18 protein-coding genes are annotated in these 18,509 nt (G+C 71.1%); 5 read left to right on the top strand and 13 right to left on the bottom strand.

Going from position 1 to position 18,509, the window contains the following annotated elements:
- Positions 1 to 63 precede the first annotated feature (63 nt).
- Together AC1DG4_RS08355 and AC1DG4_RS08350 are read right to left on the bottom strand one after the other, a co-directional pair.
- Positions 64 to 2,571: an ABC transporter permease gene (locus AC1DG4_RS08355; RefSeq protein ID WP_477376828.1), complete on the bottom strand. Its 2,508-nt coding sequence runs from the start codon at positions 2,569 to 2,571 to the stop codon at positions 64 to 66.
- Complete coding sequence (locus tag AC1DG4_RS08350) at positions 2,571 to 3,335, bottom strand: ABC transporter ATP-binding protein (RefSeq protein ID WP_477376826.1); 765 nt, start codon at positions 3,333 to 3,335, stop codon at positions 2,571 to 2,573. The genes AC1DG4_RS08355 and AC1DG4_RS08350 overlap by 1 nt, the downstream gene beginning before the upstream one ends.
- A gap of 110 nt (positions 3,336 to 3,445) precedes the next feature.
- On the opposite strand from AC1DG4_RS08350, the gene AC1DG4_RS08345 reads away from it, so the two are divergent.
- From AC1DG4_RS08345 to AC1DG4_RS08335, 3 genes are all read left to right on the top strand, one after another.
- A complete protein-coding gene (locus tag AC1DG4_RS08345; protein WP_477421178.1) occupies positions 3,446 to 4,681 on the top strand; it encodes a sensor histidine kinase in 1,236 nt (411 codons plus the stop codon).
- Positions 4,669 to 5,307 (top strand): response regulator, encoded by a 639-nt coding sequence (locus AC1DG4_RS08340; RefSeq protein WP_477376822.1) that lies wholly within the window; start codon positions 4,669 to 4,671, stop codon positions 5,305 to 5,307. Before AC1DG4_RS08345 ends, AC1DG4_RS08340 begins: the two co-directional genes overlap by 13 nt.
- Before the next feature lie 169 nt (positions 5,308 to 5,476).
- The gene (locus AC1DG4_RS08335) at positions 5,477 to 7,081 is read left to right on the top strand and encodes a PucR family transcriptional regulator (RefSeq protein WP_477376820.1); all 1,605 of its coding nucleotides are present in this window, start codon (positions 5,477 to 5,479) and stop codon (positions 7,079 to 7,081) included.
- A gap of 25 nt (positions 7,082 to 7,106) precedes the next feature.
- Here AC1DG4_RS08335 and AC1DG4_RS08330 read toward each other — a convergent pair whose 3' ends face one another.
- Positions 7,107 to 8,093 carry a 4-(cytidine 5'-diphospho)-2-C-methyl-D-erythritol kinase gene (locus AC1DG4_RS08330; protein ID WP_477421177.1) on the bottom strand — a complete coding sequence of 329 codons (987 nt, stop codon included), beginning with the start codon at positions 8,091 to 8,093 and terminating at the stop codon, positions 7,107 to 7,109.
- 4 nt (positions 8,094 to 8,097) lie between these two features.
- Positions 8,098 to 9,165, bottom strand: coding sequence for an L-glyceraldehyde 3-phosphate reductase (mgrA, locus tag AC1DG4_RS08325; protein WP_477376816.1), 1,068 nt, complete (start codon positions 9,163 to 9,165; stop codon positions 8,098 to 8,100).
- A 226-nt stretch (positions 9,166 to 9,391) separates the two neighbouring features.
- Between mgrA and AC1DG4_RS08320 the strand changes: the two genes are divergently transcribed.
- Positions 9,392 to 10,075, top strand: coding sequence for a hypothetical protein (locus AC1DG4_RS08320; protein ID WP_477376814.1), 684 nt, complete (start codon positions 9,392 to 9,394; stop codon positions 10,073 to 10,075).
- A gap of 130 nt (positions 10,076 to 10,205) precedes the next feature.
- Here the strand turns inward: AC1DG4_RS08320 and AC1DG4_RS08315 are convergent, their stop codons facing one another.
- The 3 genes from AC1DG4_RS08315 to rsmA all read right to left on the bottom strand — a co-directional run bounded on the left by AC1DG4_RS08315 (position 10,206) and on the right by rsmA (position 11,854).
- Positions 10,206 to 10,541 (bottom strand): hypothetical protein, encoded by a 336-nt coding sequence (locus AC1DG4_RS08315; protein WP_477376812.1) that lies wholly within the window; start codon positions 10,539 to 10,541, stop codon positions 10,206 to 10,208.
- A 114-nt stretch (positions 10,542 to 10,655) separates the two neighbouring features.
- Entirely contained in the window at positions 10,656 to 10,973 is a 318-nt protein-coding gene (locus AC1DG4_RS08310) for a hypothetical protein (protein WP_477376811.1), read from the bottom strand.
- Between the two features lie 32 nt (positions 10,974 to 11,005).
- On the bottom strand, positions 11,006 to 11,854 hold the full coding sequence (gene rsmA / locus AC1DG4_RS08305) for a 16S rRNA (adenine(1518)-N(6)/adenine(1519)-N(6))-dimethyltransferase RsmA (protein WP_477376809.1): 849 nt from the start codon (positions 11,852 to 11,854) through the stop codon (positions 11,006 to 11,008).
- Between the two features lie 36 nt (positions 11,855 to 11,890).
- Here rsmA and AC1DG4_RS08300 point away from each other — a divergent pair, with 36 nt between their 5' ends.
- Positions 11,891 to 13,204, top strand: coding sequence for an MFS transporter (locus tag AC1DG4_RS08300; protein ID WP_477376807.1), 1,314 nt, complete (start codon positions 11,891 to 11,893; stop codon positions 13,202 to 13,204).
- Between the two features lie 3 nt (positions 13,205 to 13,207).
- On the opposite strand, the gene AC1DG4_RS08295 is transcribed toward AC1DG4_RS08300, so the two are convergent.
- The 6 genes from AC1DG4_RS08295 to rsmI all read right to left on the bottom strand — a co-directional run bounded on the left by AC1DG4_RS08295 (position 13,208) and on the right by rsmI (position 18,490).
- A complete protein-coding gene (locus tag AC1DG4_RS08295; protein WP_477376805.1) occupies positions 13,208 to 13,651 on the bottom strand; it encodes a type II toxin-antitoxin system VapC family toxin in 444 nt (147 codons plus the stop codon).
- A complete protein-coding gene (locus AC1DG4_RS08290; protein ID WP_477376803.1) occupies positions 13,648 to 13,905 on the bottom strand; it encodes a type II toxin-antitoxin system Phd/YefM family antitoxin in 258 nt (85 codons plus the stop codon). The genes AC1DG4_RS08295 and AC1DG4_RS08290 overlap by 4 nt, the downstream gene beginning before the upstream one ends.
- A 103-nt stretch (positions 13,906 to 14,008) precedes the next feature.
- A complete protein-coding gene (locus tag AC1DG4_RS08285; protein ID WP_477421176.1) occupies positions 14,009 to 14,914 on the bottom strand; it encodes a TatD family hydrolase in 906 nt (301 codons plus the stop codon).
- 62 nt (positions 14,915 to 14,976) lie between these two features.
- On the bottom strand, positions 14,977 to 16,554 hold the full coding sequence (gene metG, locus AC1DG4_RS08280) for a methionine--tRNA ligase (RefSeq protein ID WP_477376799.1): 1,578 nt from the start codon (positions 16,552 to 16,554) through the stop codon (positions 14,977 to 14,979).
- A 57-nt stretch (positions 16,555 to 16,611) separates the two neighbouring features.
- Positions 16,612 to 17,310, bottom strand: a complete 699-nt coding sequence (locus AC1DG4_RS08275) for a class I SAM-dependent methyltransferase (protein WP_477376797.1) — start codon at positions 17,308 to 17,310, stop codon at positions 16,612 to 16,614.
- A 364-nt stretch (positions 17,311 to 17,674) separates the two neighbouring features.
- Entirely contained in the window at positions 17,675 to 18,490 is an 816-nt protein-coding gene (rsmI, locus tag AC1DG4_RS08270) for a 16S rRNA (cytidine(1402)-2'-O)-methyltransferase (protein ID WP_477376795.1), read from the bottom strand.
- Positions 18,491 to 18,509 lie beyond the last annotated feature (19 nt).

Raw genomic sequence — 18,509 nt, 5'->3', positions numbered from 1 at the left:
TCACGGCGCCTCAAAAAGGGCGGCCCCGCATCAGCGGAGCCGCCCTTCCTCGTCAGCGGGTGGTCATTGCCGGGATCCGATCTCCTCGATCGGTCGCGCGCGCATCGCTCCCACGGTCGCGACCCACAGAGTGACCAGCGCGACGGCGCCCATCGTCGCGATGAGCCCCACCACAGCGAGCACCGGCAGAGCCGGTAGGAGCCGTCCGGAGATCCCGATGCTCATGCCGATGAGCGGCGGGATCGCGACGATGACGCCGAACGCCGTCGAGATGACCGCGACCATCACCGCCTCGGTCCGCATCATCGCCCGCACCTGGCGCCGCGACGATCCGATCAGCTGCAGCAGCGCGAACTCCCTGGAGCGTTCGCCGGTCGCCATCACGAGCGTGTTGATGACCGCGATCGCGATGTAGCCGAGGATCACGATCAGCGCCACGAGGTTCACCCAGCCCTGCTGCGACTGCGCATCGGCGCCCGCGGCCTTCTGCCCGCTCCCGGGGACCACGTGCAGCCCCTGTGCGGTCGCGGCGGACTGCACCGCGTCCGCCTGCCCGGCGTCGACGGCCACGAGCGCGAAGGCGTTCAGCCCGGTGGTGGTGCGCGCGCGCACCGCCTCCGCGTCCATCGTGAGATCGCCGAATCCGAGGCCGCGCTCGTAGACCGCCACGACGGTCGCGTGCAGCGGCGTGCCGTCGCCGAACCAGCCGTCGACCGCGTCACCCACTCCCACGCCCCAGGTCTGCGCCGCATCGCTGCTCACGGCCACGGTCTCAGCGCCGCCGAGTCCGGTCAGCGCGCCTGACCGCACCTCGAGGTCCATCGTCTTCTCGACCGCTCGCGGGTCGATGCCCTGCAGCACGGGCTCGGCGTCCCTCGGCGTGCCATCGAACTCCTTGTACCCGATGACGGCGCCGCTCAACGCGATGGGGGCGACCACGGCGACGCCGGGGATCTCCGCGAGCCCTGCCACGGCGCCCGACGACAGGCCCGCAGGGGCGCTGACCCGCAGGGCCGCGGTCACGCCCGCGTCCGCCTGCGCGGCGGACTCGTGCGCGACGATCGACGGAGCGCCGAGCTGCACGAGCCCCAGACCCACGCCGAGGGCGATCGGGAGGATCGCGCCGGCCAGACGCCTGCTGCCCGCGATGCCGTTGGCGGAGGCCAGGAAGCCGGCCGCCGACATGCGGCTCAGGAAGGGCGCTGCGGCACGCATCACGAGGGCGACGAGCCAGGGTCCCAGAAGCGCCAGAGCGACGATGAGCATCAGGGCTGCGGCGGCCGAGGCTCCGGCCGCGGCCACACCACGCGCGAACAGAGGGACGGCCGACACCGCGAGCCCGATCACGACGAGTATTCCGCCGCTCACGAATCGCGCCCGCCCCATGCGGGCCGGGCCGCTCGAGGACTCCCGGAGAGCCTCGATCGGATCCAGTCCGGCCGGACGGCGCGCGGCGATCCTCGCGGCCGCCCACGCGGCGCCCAGCACGAGCAGGAGGGCGCCGACCGCGGGCGACGGGCCCACCGCGAGCGCGAAATCCCCCGGGATCACGCCGCCGGAGACGAACGCCCGCTGCAGCGCGCCAGACAGGAGGTACCCCGGGACGATCCCGAGGAGTCCCCCGACGATCGCGATCGACATCACCTCGCGCGACACCAGCGCGTGCACCTGTCTCGGCGTCGCTCCCATGGCCCGCAGGAGTGCGAAGTCGCGACGACGGGACTGCACCGACAGCGACAGCGTGCCGGAGACGATGAACAGCGCCACCAGGACGCACGTGCCCACGAAGGCGCTGCCGATCGCGACCAGCGTCGAACGCGCCGCCCCGGAATCGAGGAACTCGATGTCGCCGCGCCCCGGGCCGGTCTGCACCGCGAGGTCGGGCGCCGCACGACGGATCGCCTCCGCGATGTCCGTCGCGCCCACGCCCTGGGCGGGGAAGACGCCGAGGGTCTGCGCCGCGCCCCCGTGAGGATCCAGCTCCGCGATGCGCTCGCCGCTGAGGTACACCTGCCGGGCGCGCTCGGAGCCGACGGCATCGACGACGCCGACGACCCGGTACTCGGCGCGCGTCCCGCCATGCGCGAGCAGGATCCGGTCGCCGAGCCCTTCCACGCGCCCCTCGGTCACGACGACCTCGTCCGCGGCCGTGGGTTCGGCGCCCTGCCGCAGCGCCGCGCCGGACAGGCCGACCGCGCCCCAGGGGTGCGCCTCCGTGAGGCGCCCGCCCGCGTCCGTCAGGGGCACGGTGACGTCGGCGACGACGCGGTCGACGCCGGCCACGGCGGCGACCTGCGCCGCCGCATCCTGCGGAAGGGGCGCGCGTTCGTGCAGCGGGACAGGGAGGTCATTCGGCACCGCCACCTGCTGCGGGGCTCCGACGACGACGGGTGCGGCCGTGTAACGGACCGGCGCCAGCCCGCCGCGGACACCGGATTCCACCAGGACCCCCAGTCCGGTGACGAGCGCACTCGCCACGAAGACCGCGACGGCCACACCGACGAATCCGCCCTTGTTCTGCCGGAGGTCCGCCAGGACGAGCCGGCCGAACCCCAGTCGTGCGCCGGCCATCACCACTCTCCGAGGGAGCTCATGCGGTCGGTGATCTCCGCAGGTGTGGCACCGTCGAGGTGCCCCGCGAACACGCCGTCCGCGAGGAAGATGACGCGGTCCGCGTGCGAGGCCACGACGGGATCGTGCGTCACCATCACGACCGTCTGTGCGAGTGCCTTCGTGGTGTGCGCCAGCAGATCCAGCACCTGCTTGCCCGATCGGGAGTCGAGCGCACCCGTGGGCTCGTCGCCGAAGACCACGTAGGGCCGCGTGATCAGCGCGCGGGCGATCGCCACGCGCTGCTGCTGCCCGCCGGAGAGCTCGGCGGGCCGCCGCCGGCGCCGGTCGGCCAGTCCGACCGACTCGAGGAGGAAGTCGAGCCATTCCCGGTCGAGCCTGCGACGCGCGAGCCGCAGCGGGAGTGTGATGTTCTCCTCGACGTTCAGGGCGGGCAGCAGGTTGTACGCCTGGAACACGAAGCCGACGTGATCCCGCCGGAACTCCGTGAGCCGCCGGGCGCTCAGGGCGGAGACCTCGGTGTCGCCGAGGACGACCCGACCGCTCGTCGGCCTATCGAGTCCCGCGGCACTGTGCAGCAGCGTGCTCTTGCCCGAGCCCGACGGACCCATGATCGCGGTGAAGGTGCCCTGTGCCAGGGCGAGGTCGACGCCGCGCAGCGCGGGGACGGCGTTCGCTCCGGAGCCGTAGGTCTTCACGATGTTCTCGAGCCGGAGCGCGTCCCCTGCCTGCGTGGGTCGGGACGGTGCGGATGAAATGGTCATGCTTTCGACGCTAGGGACGAGGACCGGCGGCGCCCATCCAGCGGGATACCGTTCGGATGGTGCAGCTGGCTGTACCGCGCGGGGTGTCCCGCTCCGGCAGACTTGTCGGGATGACTCAGAGACGGATGCGGCGCTGGCTGCGGGATTGGCGCTTCGTGGCCGTCGAGGCCTTGACGTCCGCCGTCTCGGCGCTGTTCTTCTGCATCGGCCTCGTGCTGGTGCCGTTGATGATCATCCCCGGCGGAGTCCTCCTGCTGCCGGGCGCGGTCAGGATCCTGCACGGCTGGGCGGACCGTGCTCGCCGCCGCGTCGGTTCGTACCGCGAGGAGAGCATCCGAAGTCCTGCACCGGTCCCGCAGGACTTGCGGACGATCGACGAGCGCATCCAGCTCGCGCTCTCCCCCGCGACGATGCGCGACGCGCTCTGGCTGGCGGTCGACGCGATCCCGCTGTTCACGATCGCGATCGTGACGATCGTGATCCCGCTGGGCTCCCTGAGCTCCCTGGCCGTGCCGTTCTACTGGCAGTACGCGCCAGCCGGTGATCCGGTGTCCGCGCCGTACCCCGTCACGTCCTGGCCGATCGCCGCGACCATGCCGCTGATGGCACTCGTCTACGTGCTGATCTCGTGGGCGCTCATCCCGGCGGTCGCCCGGCTCCTGGCCCTGATCTCCTCCCGCCTGCTCGCCGCCCCTGCACGATCGAGGCTGGCCGAGCGCGTCGATGCCCTGACGCTCAGCCGCGCCGCGGCCCTGGACGCCCACGCCGCCGAGCTGCGCCGCATCGAACGCGACCTGCACGACGGCGCGCAGAACCGGCTCGTCACGGTGGTCATGATGCTCGGCATCGCCGAGCGCTCCATGCAGAGCGGATCCGCGCAGACGGTGGAGCAGCTGCATCGCGCACAGGATGCCGCGACCGAGGCGCTGTCGGCCCTGCGCCGCACGGTCCACGACATCTACCCGCCGATCCTCGACGAACTCGGCCTCGAGGGCGCCCTGGCCTCGCTCGCCGGCCGCAGCGCCGTGCCGTGCGCGCTGGAGACGGGCGGCGTAGGCAGAGTGCCCGCCGCCGTCGAATCCGCGACGTACTTCATCGTCGCCGAAGCGCTCAGCAACGTGAGCAAGCACAGCGCGGCGACCCGTGCCGCCGTGCGGGTGYGACGCCGTCACGACGTTCTGGAGGTCTCTGTGGAGGACGACGGCATCGGCGGGGCCGTGGAGCGTCCCGGCGGAGGCTACGCGGGGATCCGCAAGCGCCTCGAGGCGTTCGAGGGCGCGATGAYGCTCACCAGCCCGCAGGGCGGGCCGACAGTATTGAGGACGGAACTGCCATGCGGATCGTGATCGCCGAGGACGACACCCTGCTGCGGGAGGGGCTCGCGCTGCTGCTCCGCAGCGAGGGGTTCGATGTGATCGCCGCGGTCGACAACGGCGAGGACTTCCTGGACCGCCTGGACGAGGCCGACGCCGCGGTGCTCGATGTGAGGATGCCCCCGACGTTCACGAGCGAGGGGCTCAAGGCCGCCGCCGAGGCGCGACGTCGTCGCCCCGGCTTCCCCATCCTGGTGCTCTCCGCCTACGTCGAGGACAGATATGCCGGAGAGCTCCTCGCGGACGGCGCCGGCGCGCTCGGCTACCTCCTGAAGGAGCGGGTCGGGAAGGTCGCGTCGTTCGTGGACGCGCTGCACCGGGTGTCGGCGGGTGGGACCGTGATGGACCCCGAGGTCATCTCGCAGCTGATGAGCCGCCGCCGCGCCGACGACCCCGTGCGCGCGCTCACACCGCGCGAGCGCGAGGTCCTCGGCCTGATGGCGGAGGGGCTCGACAACGCCTCGATCGCCGGGCGCCTCTTCGTCAGCGAGACCGCGGTGAGCAAGCACATCGGGAACATCTTCGCGAAGCTCGGACTCGCCGCCAGCGACAGCGGCCATCGTCGGGTGCTCGCCGTCCTCGCCTATCTGCGCAGTTGAGCGCCGACGTCCGCATGAACCCCCCGTCGCGCGTCACCCCGTCGTCGGATCCGACGAACTCCACCCTCGATTCGGGCGCATCGCACCATCGCGACGTCGACGCCCACCGCCTACCCTGGGGGCTGTGCTCATGTCAGTGACGACGCGTCCACGTGCCAGCCTCGGGCGCGTGGTGGAGGACCTCGGCAACACGCTCCTCGAGGTGGTGTGCGGCGCGGCCGATGGCGACGCCGAGATCGAGACCGTGGTCATCCATGACGTGCTCGACGACGCGATGCCGATGCGCGGGGCCCTGGTGCTGGGCGTCGGGCTGAGCGATCCGGCCGAGATCGCGGAACTGCTCGCCGCGCTCGCCGCGCAGCAGGCCACCGCGCTCGTCCTCCGCGCGCCCGTGCGCGCGGAGGAGCAGGTGCTCGCGGCCTCCGAAGCCGCGGGCATCCCGGTGCTCGCCCTCACTCGCGGCGCGTCCTGGGCGCAGCTGGCCGCCATGCTCCGCGCCCTGATCGCCGAGGGCGACGTCGGCGATCAAGGCGCGCAGACGCTCGGCGGCATGCCCTCGGGCGACCTGTTCGCCCTCGCCAACGCGATCGCCACCCTGCTGAATGCGCCGGTGACCATCGAGGACCGCAACTCGCGCGTCGTGGCGTTCTCCGGGCGTCAGGACGAGGCCGACCCCGCCCGCGTGGAGACGGTCCTGGGCCGACAGGTCCCCGAGCGCTTCGCCCGCCAGCTCGAGGAACGCGGCGTCTTCCGGGACCTGTACCGCAGCGAGGATCCGATCGACATCGATCCTGTCGACGCCGACGGGGTCCCCTCATTCCCGCGCGTCGCGCTCGCCGTGCGCGCGGGAGACGAGATCCTCGGCTCGATCTGGGCCGCCGTGCACGAGCCGCTCACCGCGGATCGGGTGCGCGCGCTGAAGGACTCCGCCGGGCTCGTCGCGCTGCACATGCTCCGCCAGCGCGCGGGCGCCGATGTCGAGAGACGGCTCCGCGCCGACCTGCTCGCCACCGTCCTGGAGGGCGGAGGGGGCGCCGCGGATGCCGCGTCCCGGCTCCGGCTCGACGGGCACCGCTGCGTCGTGCTCGCCCTCGCCGCAGCGGATCGCTCGCGGGACGAGTCCTCCGCGGATGCCAGGGCGATCGCCGAGCGGCAGCACATCGCGGATGCGTTCGCGATGCATCTCGGCGCGGTCTACCTGCGCTCGGCGGTCGCGCCGATCGGAGACGTCGTCTACGCCGTCGTCGGGATCCGCGCCGATCACGGCGACGCCGACCTGCGCGCATCGCGGGTCGCCTCGGACTTCCTCGGTCGCCTCGGCAGCACACGGGAGGTGCGCGTCGGGATCGGAACGGTGGCCGGGGACGTGAAGAGCATCCCCGCCTCCCGCGTGAACGCCGACCGTGCGCTGCGCGTGCTCCAGCACTCACCGCACCGCGACCCCGTGGCGCTGTTCACCACGGTGCAGGTGGACGCCCTGCTCGTCGAACTCGGCGATCTCGCCCGCGCGCGCGGCGATCAGCCGACCGGTCCGGTCCGGCTGCTGATCGATCACGACCGTGAGAAGGGCACCCAGCTCGTCGAGACGCTGCGGGCGTGGCTGGATGCGTTCGGCGACGTCAGCATCGCGGCGGCCCGCATCTACACGCACCCGAACACGTTCCGCTACCGGCTGCGCCGGCTCGCAGAGATCAGCGGGCTCGACCTCGCCGACCCCGAATCGAGGTTCTCCGCGATGATGCAGCTGCGCCTGCTCACCGCCGAAGAGCGCTGAGCACCGGACGGCTCCGTCATCGACCTCAGTCGTCCGCGGAGACGACGTGCGCGCCGCGCACCGGGCCGTGCGCCCGCAACGTCGTGCGCCCCCATCCGCGCAGCCGCTCGGCGGTGCTGTCCGCGCCCGCGGCCGTCTCGCAGAGGAATGCGAGCGTCGGGCCCGACCCCGAGACGATGCCGCCGACGACCGGCCCCCCGCCMTCGCCGACCACCGCGTCGATGGTCTCCTCGAGCTGCGGGCGCAGCCGGAAGGATCCGGCTTCCAGCTGATTGCGCAGGCTCTGCCCGAGTTCGAACGCCTCGCCGGAGAGCAGCGACTCGAAGAACGACGCAGGCACCTGCACGGGGTCGAGGCGGCGCCGCTGCGCATGCCGCTCCGGGTCGCTCTTCAGGTCCTCCGCCCTCACCATGTCGAACGCGCGGTATACGGCGGGCGTGGACAGGCCCTCGTCATCGAGGAGCAGCACCCACTCGTACCGGCCGCGGGACAGCGCAGGCGTCAGCACATCGCCGCGCCCGGACCCGACCGCGGTGCCGCCCATGAGCGAGAAGGGCACGTCGGCCCCGAGCCGGGCGGCGAGGTCGTGCAGACGTCCGTGGTCCAGGCCCGTGCGCCACAGCTCGTTGCAGGCCACGAGCGCGGCCGCGGCGTCGGCGGATCCTCCCCCCATCCCGCCGGCGACGGGCACGCTCTTGCGCACGTCCAGGTGCACGCCGCCCTCGTAGCCGGTGGCCGCGGCGAGCACCTTGGCGGCGCGCATCGCGAGGTTTCGGTCGTCGAGCGGGACGGCGGACGGATCCGCCGCGMCGGACACGGAGAGCGTGAAGTCGTCCGCCGGGGTCGCGATCACGTCCTCGTAGAGCGACACCGCCTGGAAGACCGTGGAGAGCTCGTGGTAGCCGTCGTCGTCGAGATCCCCGACACCGAGGAACAGGTTGACTTTGCCCGGCGCGCGCACGTGCACGCGCTTCACCGGCTGCTCGTCCGCCTGTTCCTCCGCGATGCTCATCGGCTCACAGTTCCGACGAGACCGACCACAGGTTCACGTCGAGACCCGCGCCCGCGATGCCGTCGATGCGGGCGATCTCCGCGGCGGTGAGCTCGGGCGCGTCGAGGGCGGCGAGGTTCTCATCGAGCTGCGCCGGACGCGAGGCGCCGATGAGCGCCGAGGCCACGACGCCGTCGCGGAGCACCCACTGCAGCGCCAGCTGGGCGAGGCTCTGCCCGCGTTCGCGGGCGAGTTCGTTGAGCGCCCGCAGGATCGCGAGACCCTCGTCGCTGAGCGGCTTGTCGGGCAGCGATCCGCGCTTCTGCGCACGTGCGGCCGTGCCGTCGCCGAGGTACTTGTCGGTGAGCAGTCCCTGTGCGAGCGGGGTGAACGCGATCGCGCCCATGCCCTCCTCGCGAAGGGTCTCGGTGAGCCCGCCCTCGACCCAGCGGTTCAGGATCGAGTACGACGGCTGGTGGATGACCAGCGGCGTGCCGAGCTCGCGGGCGACGTCCATCGCGGCCTCGGTGCGCTCTGCGCTGTAGGAGGAGATGCCGACGTACAGGGCCTTGCCCTGGCGGACCAGGGTGTCGAGCGCGCCGATCGTCTCCTCGACGGGCGTGACGGGGTCCACGCGGTGCGAGTAGAAGATGTCGACGTAGTCCAGTCCCATCCGGGTCAGCGACTGCTCAGCGCTCGCCAGGATGTACTTGCGGCTGCCGAGGTCGCCGTAGGGCCCCGGCCACATGTCCCAGCCCGCCTTCGACGAGATGATCAGCTCGTCGCGGTAGGGACGGAAGTCCTCTGCGAAGATGCGCCCGAAGTTCTTCTCGGCGGATCCGTAGGGCGGTCCGTAGTTGTTCGCGAGGTCGAAGTGCGTGATGCCCCGGTCGAAGGCGTGCCGCAGCAGGGCGCGCTGGTCGTCCAGCGGGATGTTGTCCCCGAAGTTCCACCACAACCCGAGCGAGATCGCCGGCAGATACAGCCCGGAGGATCCGACCTGACGGAAATGCGCCCCCTCGTACCGGTCCGCCGCAGCGGAGTAGGGGCGGTGGATATCGAGGACGTCTGGGCGGAAGCGCGGCTCGGTCACCGTCCCAGGTTAGCGTCGCCCGCCCTGTTCGGCGCCTGTGCGGTGCGCGGGGCCCACAGGAGGCGACGCCTCAGGGGCCGCGGCGCTGCTCGCCGTGTCATCTCAGGCTCGCTAAGATGATCCGCCAACCGCGGACCGAGCCCGATCCGCGTCCGATCACGCTCGCCCGAGTGCGGATCCATACCCGGCCAATGCACCCGCCCGAGCGTGCGGCGACAGGATCGTCATGCGCTGGCACCGACGCGTACCGTTCGTCCTCACGGCGGCAGGCGTGCTCTGCGCGAGCATCCCCGCCGCTGCTGTGACGACCCCCGACCCGCTCTGGTGGCTGTCCTGCTTCAGCCGGCTGGGTGCGACGGACGATGCGTCCAGCATCTTCTTCAACGGCGGCATGGTCCTGGCCGGGGCGGCGATCGGCCTCTCCGCCGTGCCCGTGATGCGCGGCCTCCGCGGCGCTTCTGCCGCGGGATTCCGGGGCACGAGTGCCGCCGCCGCACTCGTGCCGCTGCTCATCGCGACCCTCGGACTCAGCCTCATCCTCGTCGGGTTGATGCCGCTCTCGTTCAACGTCTTCGCTCACGAGCGCGCGGCCAACGGAGCGCTCGCGTCGTCGGCGGGGCTGCTGCTCCTGCACCGCCGATATCTGCGCGGCCTGTCCCGGAATCTGGATCGCATCGCGATGGGGGCGGTCGTCGTCCTGGTGCTCGGCATGGCCGGCCTGATCATCGGCGTGCTCACCCTCACCGTGTTCGAGGGGCTCGCGTTCGGTTCGGTCATCACCTGGCTGCACGCCCTCGAAGTGCGCGCCAAGCGCTTCCCGACCGGACATTCGACCCCATTCATGGCAAACTCTCAGCATTTGTTTTTGTCCCCCATTTGGGGGACAAGGCGATCCGGTGTTACTGTCTAGATCTCAGCTGAAGAAGTCGACCGGGACTGGGGACTCGGTCGACGCGAAGGTACCTCCAGTCGAAGTGAATGTGCCCTCTCGGGAACCCGATCCCGAGAGGGCACAACTTCGTCTGGGAACCCCAGGGCGGTCAGGCGCCGGGGCGGCGCACGCCTCGAAGTCTGCGCCTGCGTCGTGCGAGCACGATCCGCCGAAGAATCCAGCGGCCGCGCCTCTTCGCCGTCCATACGACGGCGAGCGCGAGCAGGACGAGCGGTACCAGCTCCGGCGCGATGAGCATCGCACCGAGCAGCGCCTCCAGCCCCTCGAATCCGAGGAGCGCACCCGCCGCGAGGTAGACCCACACCTCCATGCGGACGGCATGACGAAGCGCGGCCTCCGCGCACCAGTGCCGGAACCACAGGCAGTGGTAGCGGATCAGCCGGAGAAGGCGCGGGCGGACACGAGGCGGGGGCAGGACGGGCATGACGGACTCCGGTTCGAGGGGCAGGGGGTATGCGCCCGCACCCGTGCATCCGGCGGTGGTCGATGACCGATCGGTCGAGGGCGTCGATGACGCCCCGAGGTCCCGAGAGATCGCTCAGCCGTGCAGCGGAGAGCGCAGCGGCCTTCTCCCCGGTGACCGCGCGCCCCGCGCACCGGCGGGTCGGAACTCCGCCCTCGCGGGCGTCTCCGCTCGTGCGCGCCCGTCCGGCCGCGCCGCCACGCGGGTGCTCCCACTCAGGACGGCGGCGAGGATCGCCCTGACCCGGATCCGGGCGATCCTCCCCACGAGGACGATGCCGATGACCACCAGCCCGAGGGCGACGAGCCACGCGGCGGGCATCGCGGTCAGTGACAGCGCGAGCGAAACGTCCATCCGGACCATCGCCTCGTCGAGCGCCGCGATCAGCATCACGATCGGCACTCTACCTCCCCCGCCCGAGGAGATCAGACGGCCGGTGCCGCCAGCGCGATGCGGTGGTAGTCGTCGACCGTGAGGTCCTCGCCGCGTGCGGTCGGCGCGACTCCGGCGGACTCCAGCACGGCCGACGCCTCGGCGGAGCTGCCGAAGATCCCGGACAGCGCCTGGCGCAGCATCTTGCGGCGCTGATTGAACGCCGCATCGACGATCGCGAACGTGCGCAGGCGCTCCTCCTCGGATCCGCGCGGCTCCGGATCCCGGTGGAACCCGACGAGCAGGCTGTCGACGTTGGGCACCGGCCAGAACACCTGGCGCGACACGGTGCCGCTGAGCTTCCACGGCCCGTACCAGGCGGCCTTGACGCTGGGCGTGCCGTAGATCTTCGAGCCCGGCTTCGCCGCGAGGCGCTCGGCGACCTCGGCCTGCACCATGACGACGCCGCGCTCGAGGTAGGGGAACGTCTCTAGGAAGTGCAGCAGCACCGGCACGGACACGTTGTAGGGCAGGTTCGCGACGAGCACCGTCGGCTCTCCCGGCAGTGCGGTCACGCGCATCGCGTCGGCATCGACCACGGTCAGCGCCCCCTCCGGCACGCCGCGGTCGAGGGCGGTCTGCGGCAGGCGCGCAGCGAGACGGTGGTCGATCTCGACAGCCGTGACGCTCGCGCCCCTCTCCAGGATCGCGAGCGTGAGGGATCCGAGGCCCGGTCCGATCTCGACCACCCGCTCGGAGGGCTGCACGTCGGCAGCCTGGACGATCTTGCGCACCGTGTTCGCGTCGACGACGAAGTTCTGGCCGAGCTTCTTGGTGGGCGTCACATCGAGTTCGGCGGCGAGCCGGCGGATATCGGAGGCGCCGAGCAGGGAGACGGTCATCTGACCATTGTCCCCTACCGTCGATAGTCTTCTCTGATGCCCTCCCTCGGTGAACTCGTCGCGCCTCGGCGCATGGGTCGGGATTTCCGCTGGCTGCTCGCCTCCAGCTGGACGAGCAACGTCGGCGACGGCGTGGCCCTGGCCGCCGCTCCCCTGCTGATCGCGTCGATGACCTCGTCGCCGATCCTCGTCGCATCCGGCGCCATCCTGCAGTTCCTGCCCTGGCTGGTGTTCGGCCTGCATGCGGGCGCGATCGCCGATCGCTTCGATCGACGCCGGCTCGTCATGGTCGCGAACGCGGCGCGTGCGGTCGTGCTGCTCGCGCTGTGTGCGTTCCTGATCACCGGCGTGGCGAACATCTGGATCGTGCTGGCCTCCGCCTTCCTCTACGGCACCGCGGAGGTGTTCGTCGACACCGCAGGATCGACGCTGCTGCCGATGCTCCTGAAGCCGGCGGACCTCGGCCTCGGCAACGCCAGGCTGCAGGCCGGGTTCCTCGTCGCGAACCAGTTCGCGGGTCCTCCGCTCGGCGCGTTCCTGTTCGCCGCGGGCCACGCGTGGCCGTTCCTACTGGAGGCCGTGTGCGTGAGCCTCGCGGTCGTGCTCATCTCCCGCATCGCGCGCACGCCGGTGCCGCCGCGCCCAGCGGTCGGCTCAGGGACCGCCATGACGGGCCCAGGAACCGAGGCGACCGGATCCGCCCCTCCCGCGGCGAAGGTGCACACCGACATCGCCGAGGGCCTGCGCTGGCTGTGGCGCAACCCTCCGGTGCGGATGCTCGTGCTCATCATCCTGCTGTTCAACGTGACCTGGGCGGCGCCGTGGGGCGTGCTCGTGCTCTATGCAACGGAGCACCTGCACTTGGGCGCGGTCGGCTACGGGATGCTCACGACGGCGTCGGCCGCGGGCGGGCTGATCGCGACGATGAGCTTCGGCTGGCTGGAGCGCCACGTGTCGTTCGCGGCCATGATGCGCGTCTGCCTCTCGCTGGAGGTGGTCATGCACCTGTCGTTCGCACTGACCACGCAGGGCTGGATCGCGCTGCTGATCATGTTCGTGTTCGGGTTCTACGCCTTCATCTGGGGCACGATCTCGACGACCGTGCGGCAGCGACTCGTGCCGCACGAGCTGCAGGGCCGGGTGTCTTCGGTGAACTCCGTCGGCGTGTTCGGCGGCATGGTCATCGGGCAGGCGCTGGGCGGCGTGATCGCGCAGGCGTGGGGCCTCACCGCCCCGTGGTGGTTCGCTTTCGCGGGCGCGGCACTCACGCTGCTGTTCGTCTGGCGTCCGATCTCGCAGATCGTCTCCGCGCGACCCGCGCTCGACGAGGTTCAGGCGAACGAGCCGTAGGGTTCAGGGCCCAGGGACGATCGCGTCACTCGTGTCGACGGTGCGCAGCCCTTCGCGAGCTGCGGCCTGCACGAGCTTCCGGTCTCCACTCACGAAGGCGACCTGATCAGCATTGATCATCAGCGCCGAAGCGAGATGCATCGCGTCATAGCCACGAAGCCCGTGCTGCTCTGCGAGGCCGGCTGCACGGTCGACGACAGCAGCGTGAGCTTCGACGAAGACCAGTTCCCCGAGGAGCGCCGAGCGGATCTGGGCCATCGCCTGCTCTGCGGCGTCGGTGATTGGCCCCGTGCGACGCGCCACGCCGAGGGCCGCAGCGGTCTCGACGACGAGCAGTCGCGAACTTGCGATGATCGCGGCATCGTCCCAGACACGCTCCGCCAACGGGGTTCCCGGCTCTCGGAGAAGCAACGGCACGAACCCGGATGTATCGAAGTACGCGATCATCCGCGCTGCGCGATGGCGATGTCGCTGAGCGTGGTGCCGAGATCGATCGGTTCCGGTCGCGTGCGGCGTGGGTTCTGCGGCCGGGTCGCGATGCCTTCGAGGATCAGCCGTTCGAGTGCGTCCTCGGCGTCGTACGGCACCAGCCGCGCGACCGCGGCACCTCGATCGGTGATCACGATCGTCTCGCCGGCGCGCGCGGCGCCCACGTTCGCGCTGAGATTGGCCTTCAGCTCGCGGATCCCGATCCGACGCATGACCACCCCTTTATGACTACAACTTTGATCTCAAGTGACTACATTCAGTGTAGCCCTCGGTCGGCAGTGACGGTGCGATCTTCACACCCGCGCTCGACGAGGTTCAGGCGAACGAGCCGTAGACCTCGAGCGTGTTCGCGGCGATCTGCGCACCGAGCTCGTCGGCATCGAGCCCGAGCTCTGCGGCCATGAAGCGCAACGTGATCGGGATCAGATAGGGCGCGTTCGGACGCCCGCGCAGCGGCACCGGCGTCAGGAACGGAGCATCCGTCTCGATGAGGATCCGCTCCAGCGGCGTCACCGCGAGCGCCTCGCGCAGGTTCTGCGCGTTCTTGAAGGTCACGTTGCCCGCGAACGAGAGGTAGTATCCGGCGTCGGCGCAGATCCGGGCCATCGCCTCGTCGCCCGAGAAGCAGTGGAACACGGCGCGATCAGGAGCGCCGACGCGGCGCAGCGTCTCCAGCACGTCGTCGTGGGCGTCACGGTCATGGATCTGCATCGCGATCCCGTGCTTCTTCGCGAGCGCGATGTGCGCTTCGAAGGACGCATGCTGGGCGGCGCGCCCCGGCTCCTCCGTGCGGAAGTAGTCCAGCCCGGTCTCGCCGATCGCCCTGGTGCGCGGGCGCGCGGCGAGCTCATCGATCACCGCGATCGCGTCATCCAGGCGTCCCGCCTCGGCGTACGTCGGAGCATCGTTCGGGTGGATCGCGASGGCGGCGAGCACGCGCGGATCCGACTCCGCCGCGTCGACCGCCCAGCGTGACGACTCGATATCGCCGGAGGCCTGCACGACGCCGAGGATCCCGACCGCCTGGGCCCGGTCCAGCTGCTCCTCGAGCGACAGCCCGAGGGTCCCCGAGTCTGTCGAAGGGCCATCGGTGATCTCGAGGTGGCAGTGGTTGTCGTACACCGGCACCGCGAGCGGCTTGGGCGCCGTGGGGTAACGCAGGTCCTTGCGCCCCTCCGTCGCACGCTCGCGCACGTAGGTGTCCGCAGAGGAATCAGGCATCGTGCTCCCTGGTTCCTGAGCGAGGACGCCGGAGGCGCCCGAGACGAAGGGCGGTCATGCGGTCAGGCCGTGGCCTCGATGCGCGGGAACAGCGGTGCGAGCGCCTGCACGACGGTGCCCGCGGGCAGCTGGCCCCAGCGTCCGGCGTCGCGCAGCGGCTGAGCGGTGAGCGCGCCGAGGCCGCCCTCCGCCCCGAGCGCGCCCCAGAGCTTCGCGGTCGACTGCGGCATCACGGGCGACAGCAGCACGGCGAGCGCACGCAGGCCCTCCGCACAGGTGTACAGCACGGTGCCGAGGCGCGCGCGCTGCTCTTCGTCCTTGGCCAGCGCCCACGGCTCGTTATCGGTGATGTAGCCGTTGAGCGCGTCGACGATCGTCCACACGTCGGCGATCGCCTCGTCGATGCGGAACCGCTCGACGGCGGAGTCGGCATCGGCCGCGGCCTTCGCGACGAGCTGCTGGATCGCGAGATCCTGCTCGGTGTACTCGCCCGCCGCCGGCACGACGCCGTCGAAGTAGCGCTCGATCATCGCGATCGTGCGCGAGGCGAGGTTGCCGAAGCCGTTCGCGAGTTCGGCCTGGTAGCGGGCCGACAGGTCCTCCCAGGAGAAGGATCCGTCCTGCCCGAAGGCGATCGCGGACAGGAAGTAGAACCGGTACGCGTCGGAGCCGAAGACGTCGGTGATCTCGGTCGGCGCGATGCCGGTGAGCTTCGACTTCGACATCTTCTCGCCGCCCACGAGCAGCCAGCCGTGCGCGAACACGCCCTTCGGGACCTCGAGGCCCGCAGCCATGAGCATGGCCGGCCAGATGACGGCGTGGAAGCGCAGGATGTCCTTGCCCACGACGTGGTACGCGGGCCAGCGGCGTTCGAACGCGGTCTCGTCGGATCCGTACCCGACCGCGGTGACGTAGTTCAGCAGCGCGTCGACCCACACGTAGATGACGTGCGAGGTGTCCCACGGCAGCGGGATGCCCCAGTCGAATGTGGACCGCGAGATGGAGAGGTCCTTGAGACCCTGCGAGACGAAAGAGACGACCTCGTTGCGCGCCGAATCCGGGCGCACGAAGTCGGGCTCGGTCGCGTACAGCTCGAGCAGGCGGTCCTGGAACTCGCTGAGCTTGAAGAAGTAGTTCTTCTCCTGCAGCAGCTCGAGCGGCTTGGAGTGGATCGCGCAGACCTTGAGGCCTTCGAAGGGGCCCGTGCCGTCGACGATCTCGGACTCGGGCTTGAACTCCTCGCAGCCCACGCAGTAGAGCGCCTCGTACTCGCCGGCGTAGATGTATCCCGCGTCGTAGAGCTTCTGGAAGAACACCTGGACGTTGGTCTCGTGCCGCTCCTGCGTGGTGCGGATGAAGTCGTCGTTGGCGACGTCGAGGGTCGTCAGCAGCGGGAACCAGCTCTCGCTGACGAGCTTGTCCACCCACTCCTGCGGGGTCACGCCGTTCGCCGCCGCCGCACGCAGCATCTTCTGGCCGTGCTCGTCGGTGCCGGTGAGCATCCAGGTGTCGTCACCCGACTGGCGGTGCCAGCGCGCGAGGGTGTCCACGGCGACGCTGGTGTAGCCGTGCCCGATGTGGGGCACGTCCGACGGGTAGTAGATCGGCGTGGTGATGTAGAAGGACTCGCCTGCGGGCATGCGTTCGATTCTAGGCGGGATGMGGGGCCCGGTTCGGACGATGACGACGGGTGCGCGTCAGCGGCGCTCGGCCACGAGCGCGCCGTGGGGGCGGACGCTGCCGGCCGCACCGGGTTCGCGCCCGCGGCGCTCCGAGCGGATCACGCGAAGACCCGCGTTCTCGAGCAACGGGGTCAGAGCCCCGGCCGACCAGTAGTACGCAGGGGCGACCGCGTGCGCGAACCGCTCCCGTGGCTCGCCGTCGAAGAACCCGATCAGGATCCGGCCGCCCCTGGCGAGCACCCGTGCGAGCTCGGCGAGGACCTCCGGCAGCTCGGCCGGCGGCACGTGGATGAGCGAGTACCAGGCGAGCACTCCGCCGAAGGATCCGTCCGGGAACGGCAGCTCGCGCATCGTCGCGGACTCGAACCGGAGCGCCGGATGCCGCTCGCGAGCGGCGGCGAGGAACTCCGCCGAGATGTCGACACCGACGACCTCGAGGCGGGGCTCCGGATCCGGGTTCGGAGTGGGGTCCGGGTTCGGGGTGGGGTCAGGGTTCGGGGTGGGGTCAGGGTTCGCGGTCGGGGTCGGGTTCGCGAGGAACGCCGTCCACAGCCCGGGGCCGCACCCGGCGTCGAGCAGTGTGCCAGGCGTCTCGTCCCGCCACTGGCCGATCGTTGCGAGATCGGCGCGCTCCATCTGATCGATGCTGCCGATCAACGCGATGTACTCCGCCGCGCGCGCGTCGTATGCGGCCGCCACCTCGTCGTCATCCACGTCGAGCATCCTGCCCGAGCACCGCCGCCGATGACGCCCTCGCCACTCCGCAGTGCCCGAATCGGCTCGCTCCGGACCTGGCACACCTCGAGCACACCGGATCCTGCCGACTGCACGAGACCTCCCCGCCAACGCCCCGTGCACTCGACAACACCCCGCACACTCGCCCGGCCTGCACCCGGCCCCACGCCGCGATCACGCCAACACCCCGTGCACTCGACAACACCCCGTGCGCTCGCCCGGCACACCTCGAGCACACCGGATCCTGCCCAGTGCACCCGAACTTCGCGCCAACATCCCGTGCGCTCGACAACAACCCGTGCACTCGGCGCGTGCGCGCCCCTACCGCGAAAGCGCTAGCCCCTCACCTCGCGGCGAGCGCGGCCTGGTACAGGTCGCGCGAGCCGAGGCCCGTGGCCGCGGCGACCTCCGCGCATGCGTCCTTGAGGCGCACGCCCGACGCGACGAGCGCCTGCACCTGGGCGAGAGCGTCCTCCGGGGAGACCGCACGCGGCTCGGCGCCCGAAACGACGACCACGATCTCGCCCTTCACGCCCTGCTCCGCCCATGCGGCGAGCTCGGCGGCGCCGCCACGGCGCACCTCCTCGTAGAGCTTCGTGAGCTCGCGGCACACCGCCACCCGGCGGGAAGCGCCGAAGGCTGCCGCCATGTCGCCCAGGGTCGCGGCGAGGCGCGACGGGGACTCGAAGAACACCATCGTGCGGGGCTCGCCGGCGAGCGCGGTCAACGCCGAGCGGCGCTCCCCCGGCTTGCGCGGCAGGAATCCCTCGAACGTGAAGCGGTCGGTGGGCAGCCCCGACACGGCGAGCGCCGTGACAACCGCGCTCGGGCCCGGGATGACGGTCACGGTGACGCCGCGCTCCGCGGCCGCGGCCACCAGTCCGTATCCTGGATCGCTCACGGTGGGCATGCCGGCATCGCTCAGCACGACGAGGTCCTCGGTCTCGGCCGCCTCCGCGAGCTCTGCGGCCTTGGCCTTCTCGTTGTGGTCGTGCAGCGCGATGAGCCGGGGGCGGTTCACGACGCCGAGCCCCTGCAGCAGCCGCTGCGTGGTGCGGGTGTCCTCCGCGGCGATGACCGTGGCGTTCTCCAGCACCTCGATGAGGCGGCGGGATGCGTCGCCCAGATTTCCGATCGGAGTGGCCGCGAGGATGATCACCCGCCCCAGCATAGGCTGA

The sequence above is a fragment of the Microbacterium sp. 05N427 genome (assembly GCF_056397105.1).
Note: the sequence above shows the minus strand (reverse complement) of the source record. Positions and strands in the feature narration are given on the sequence as shown.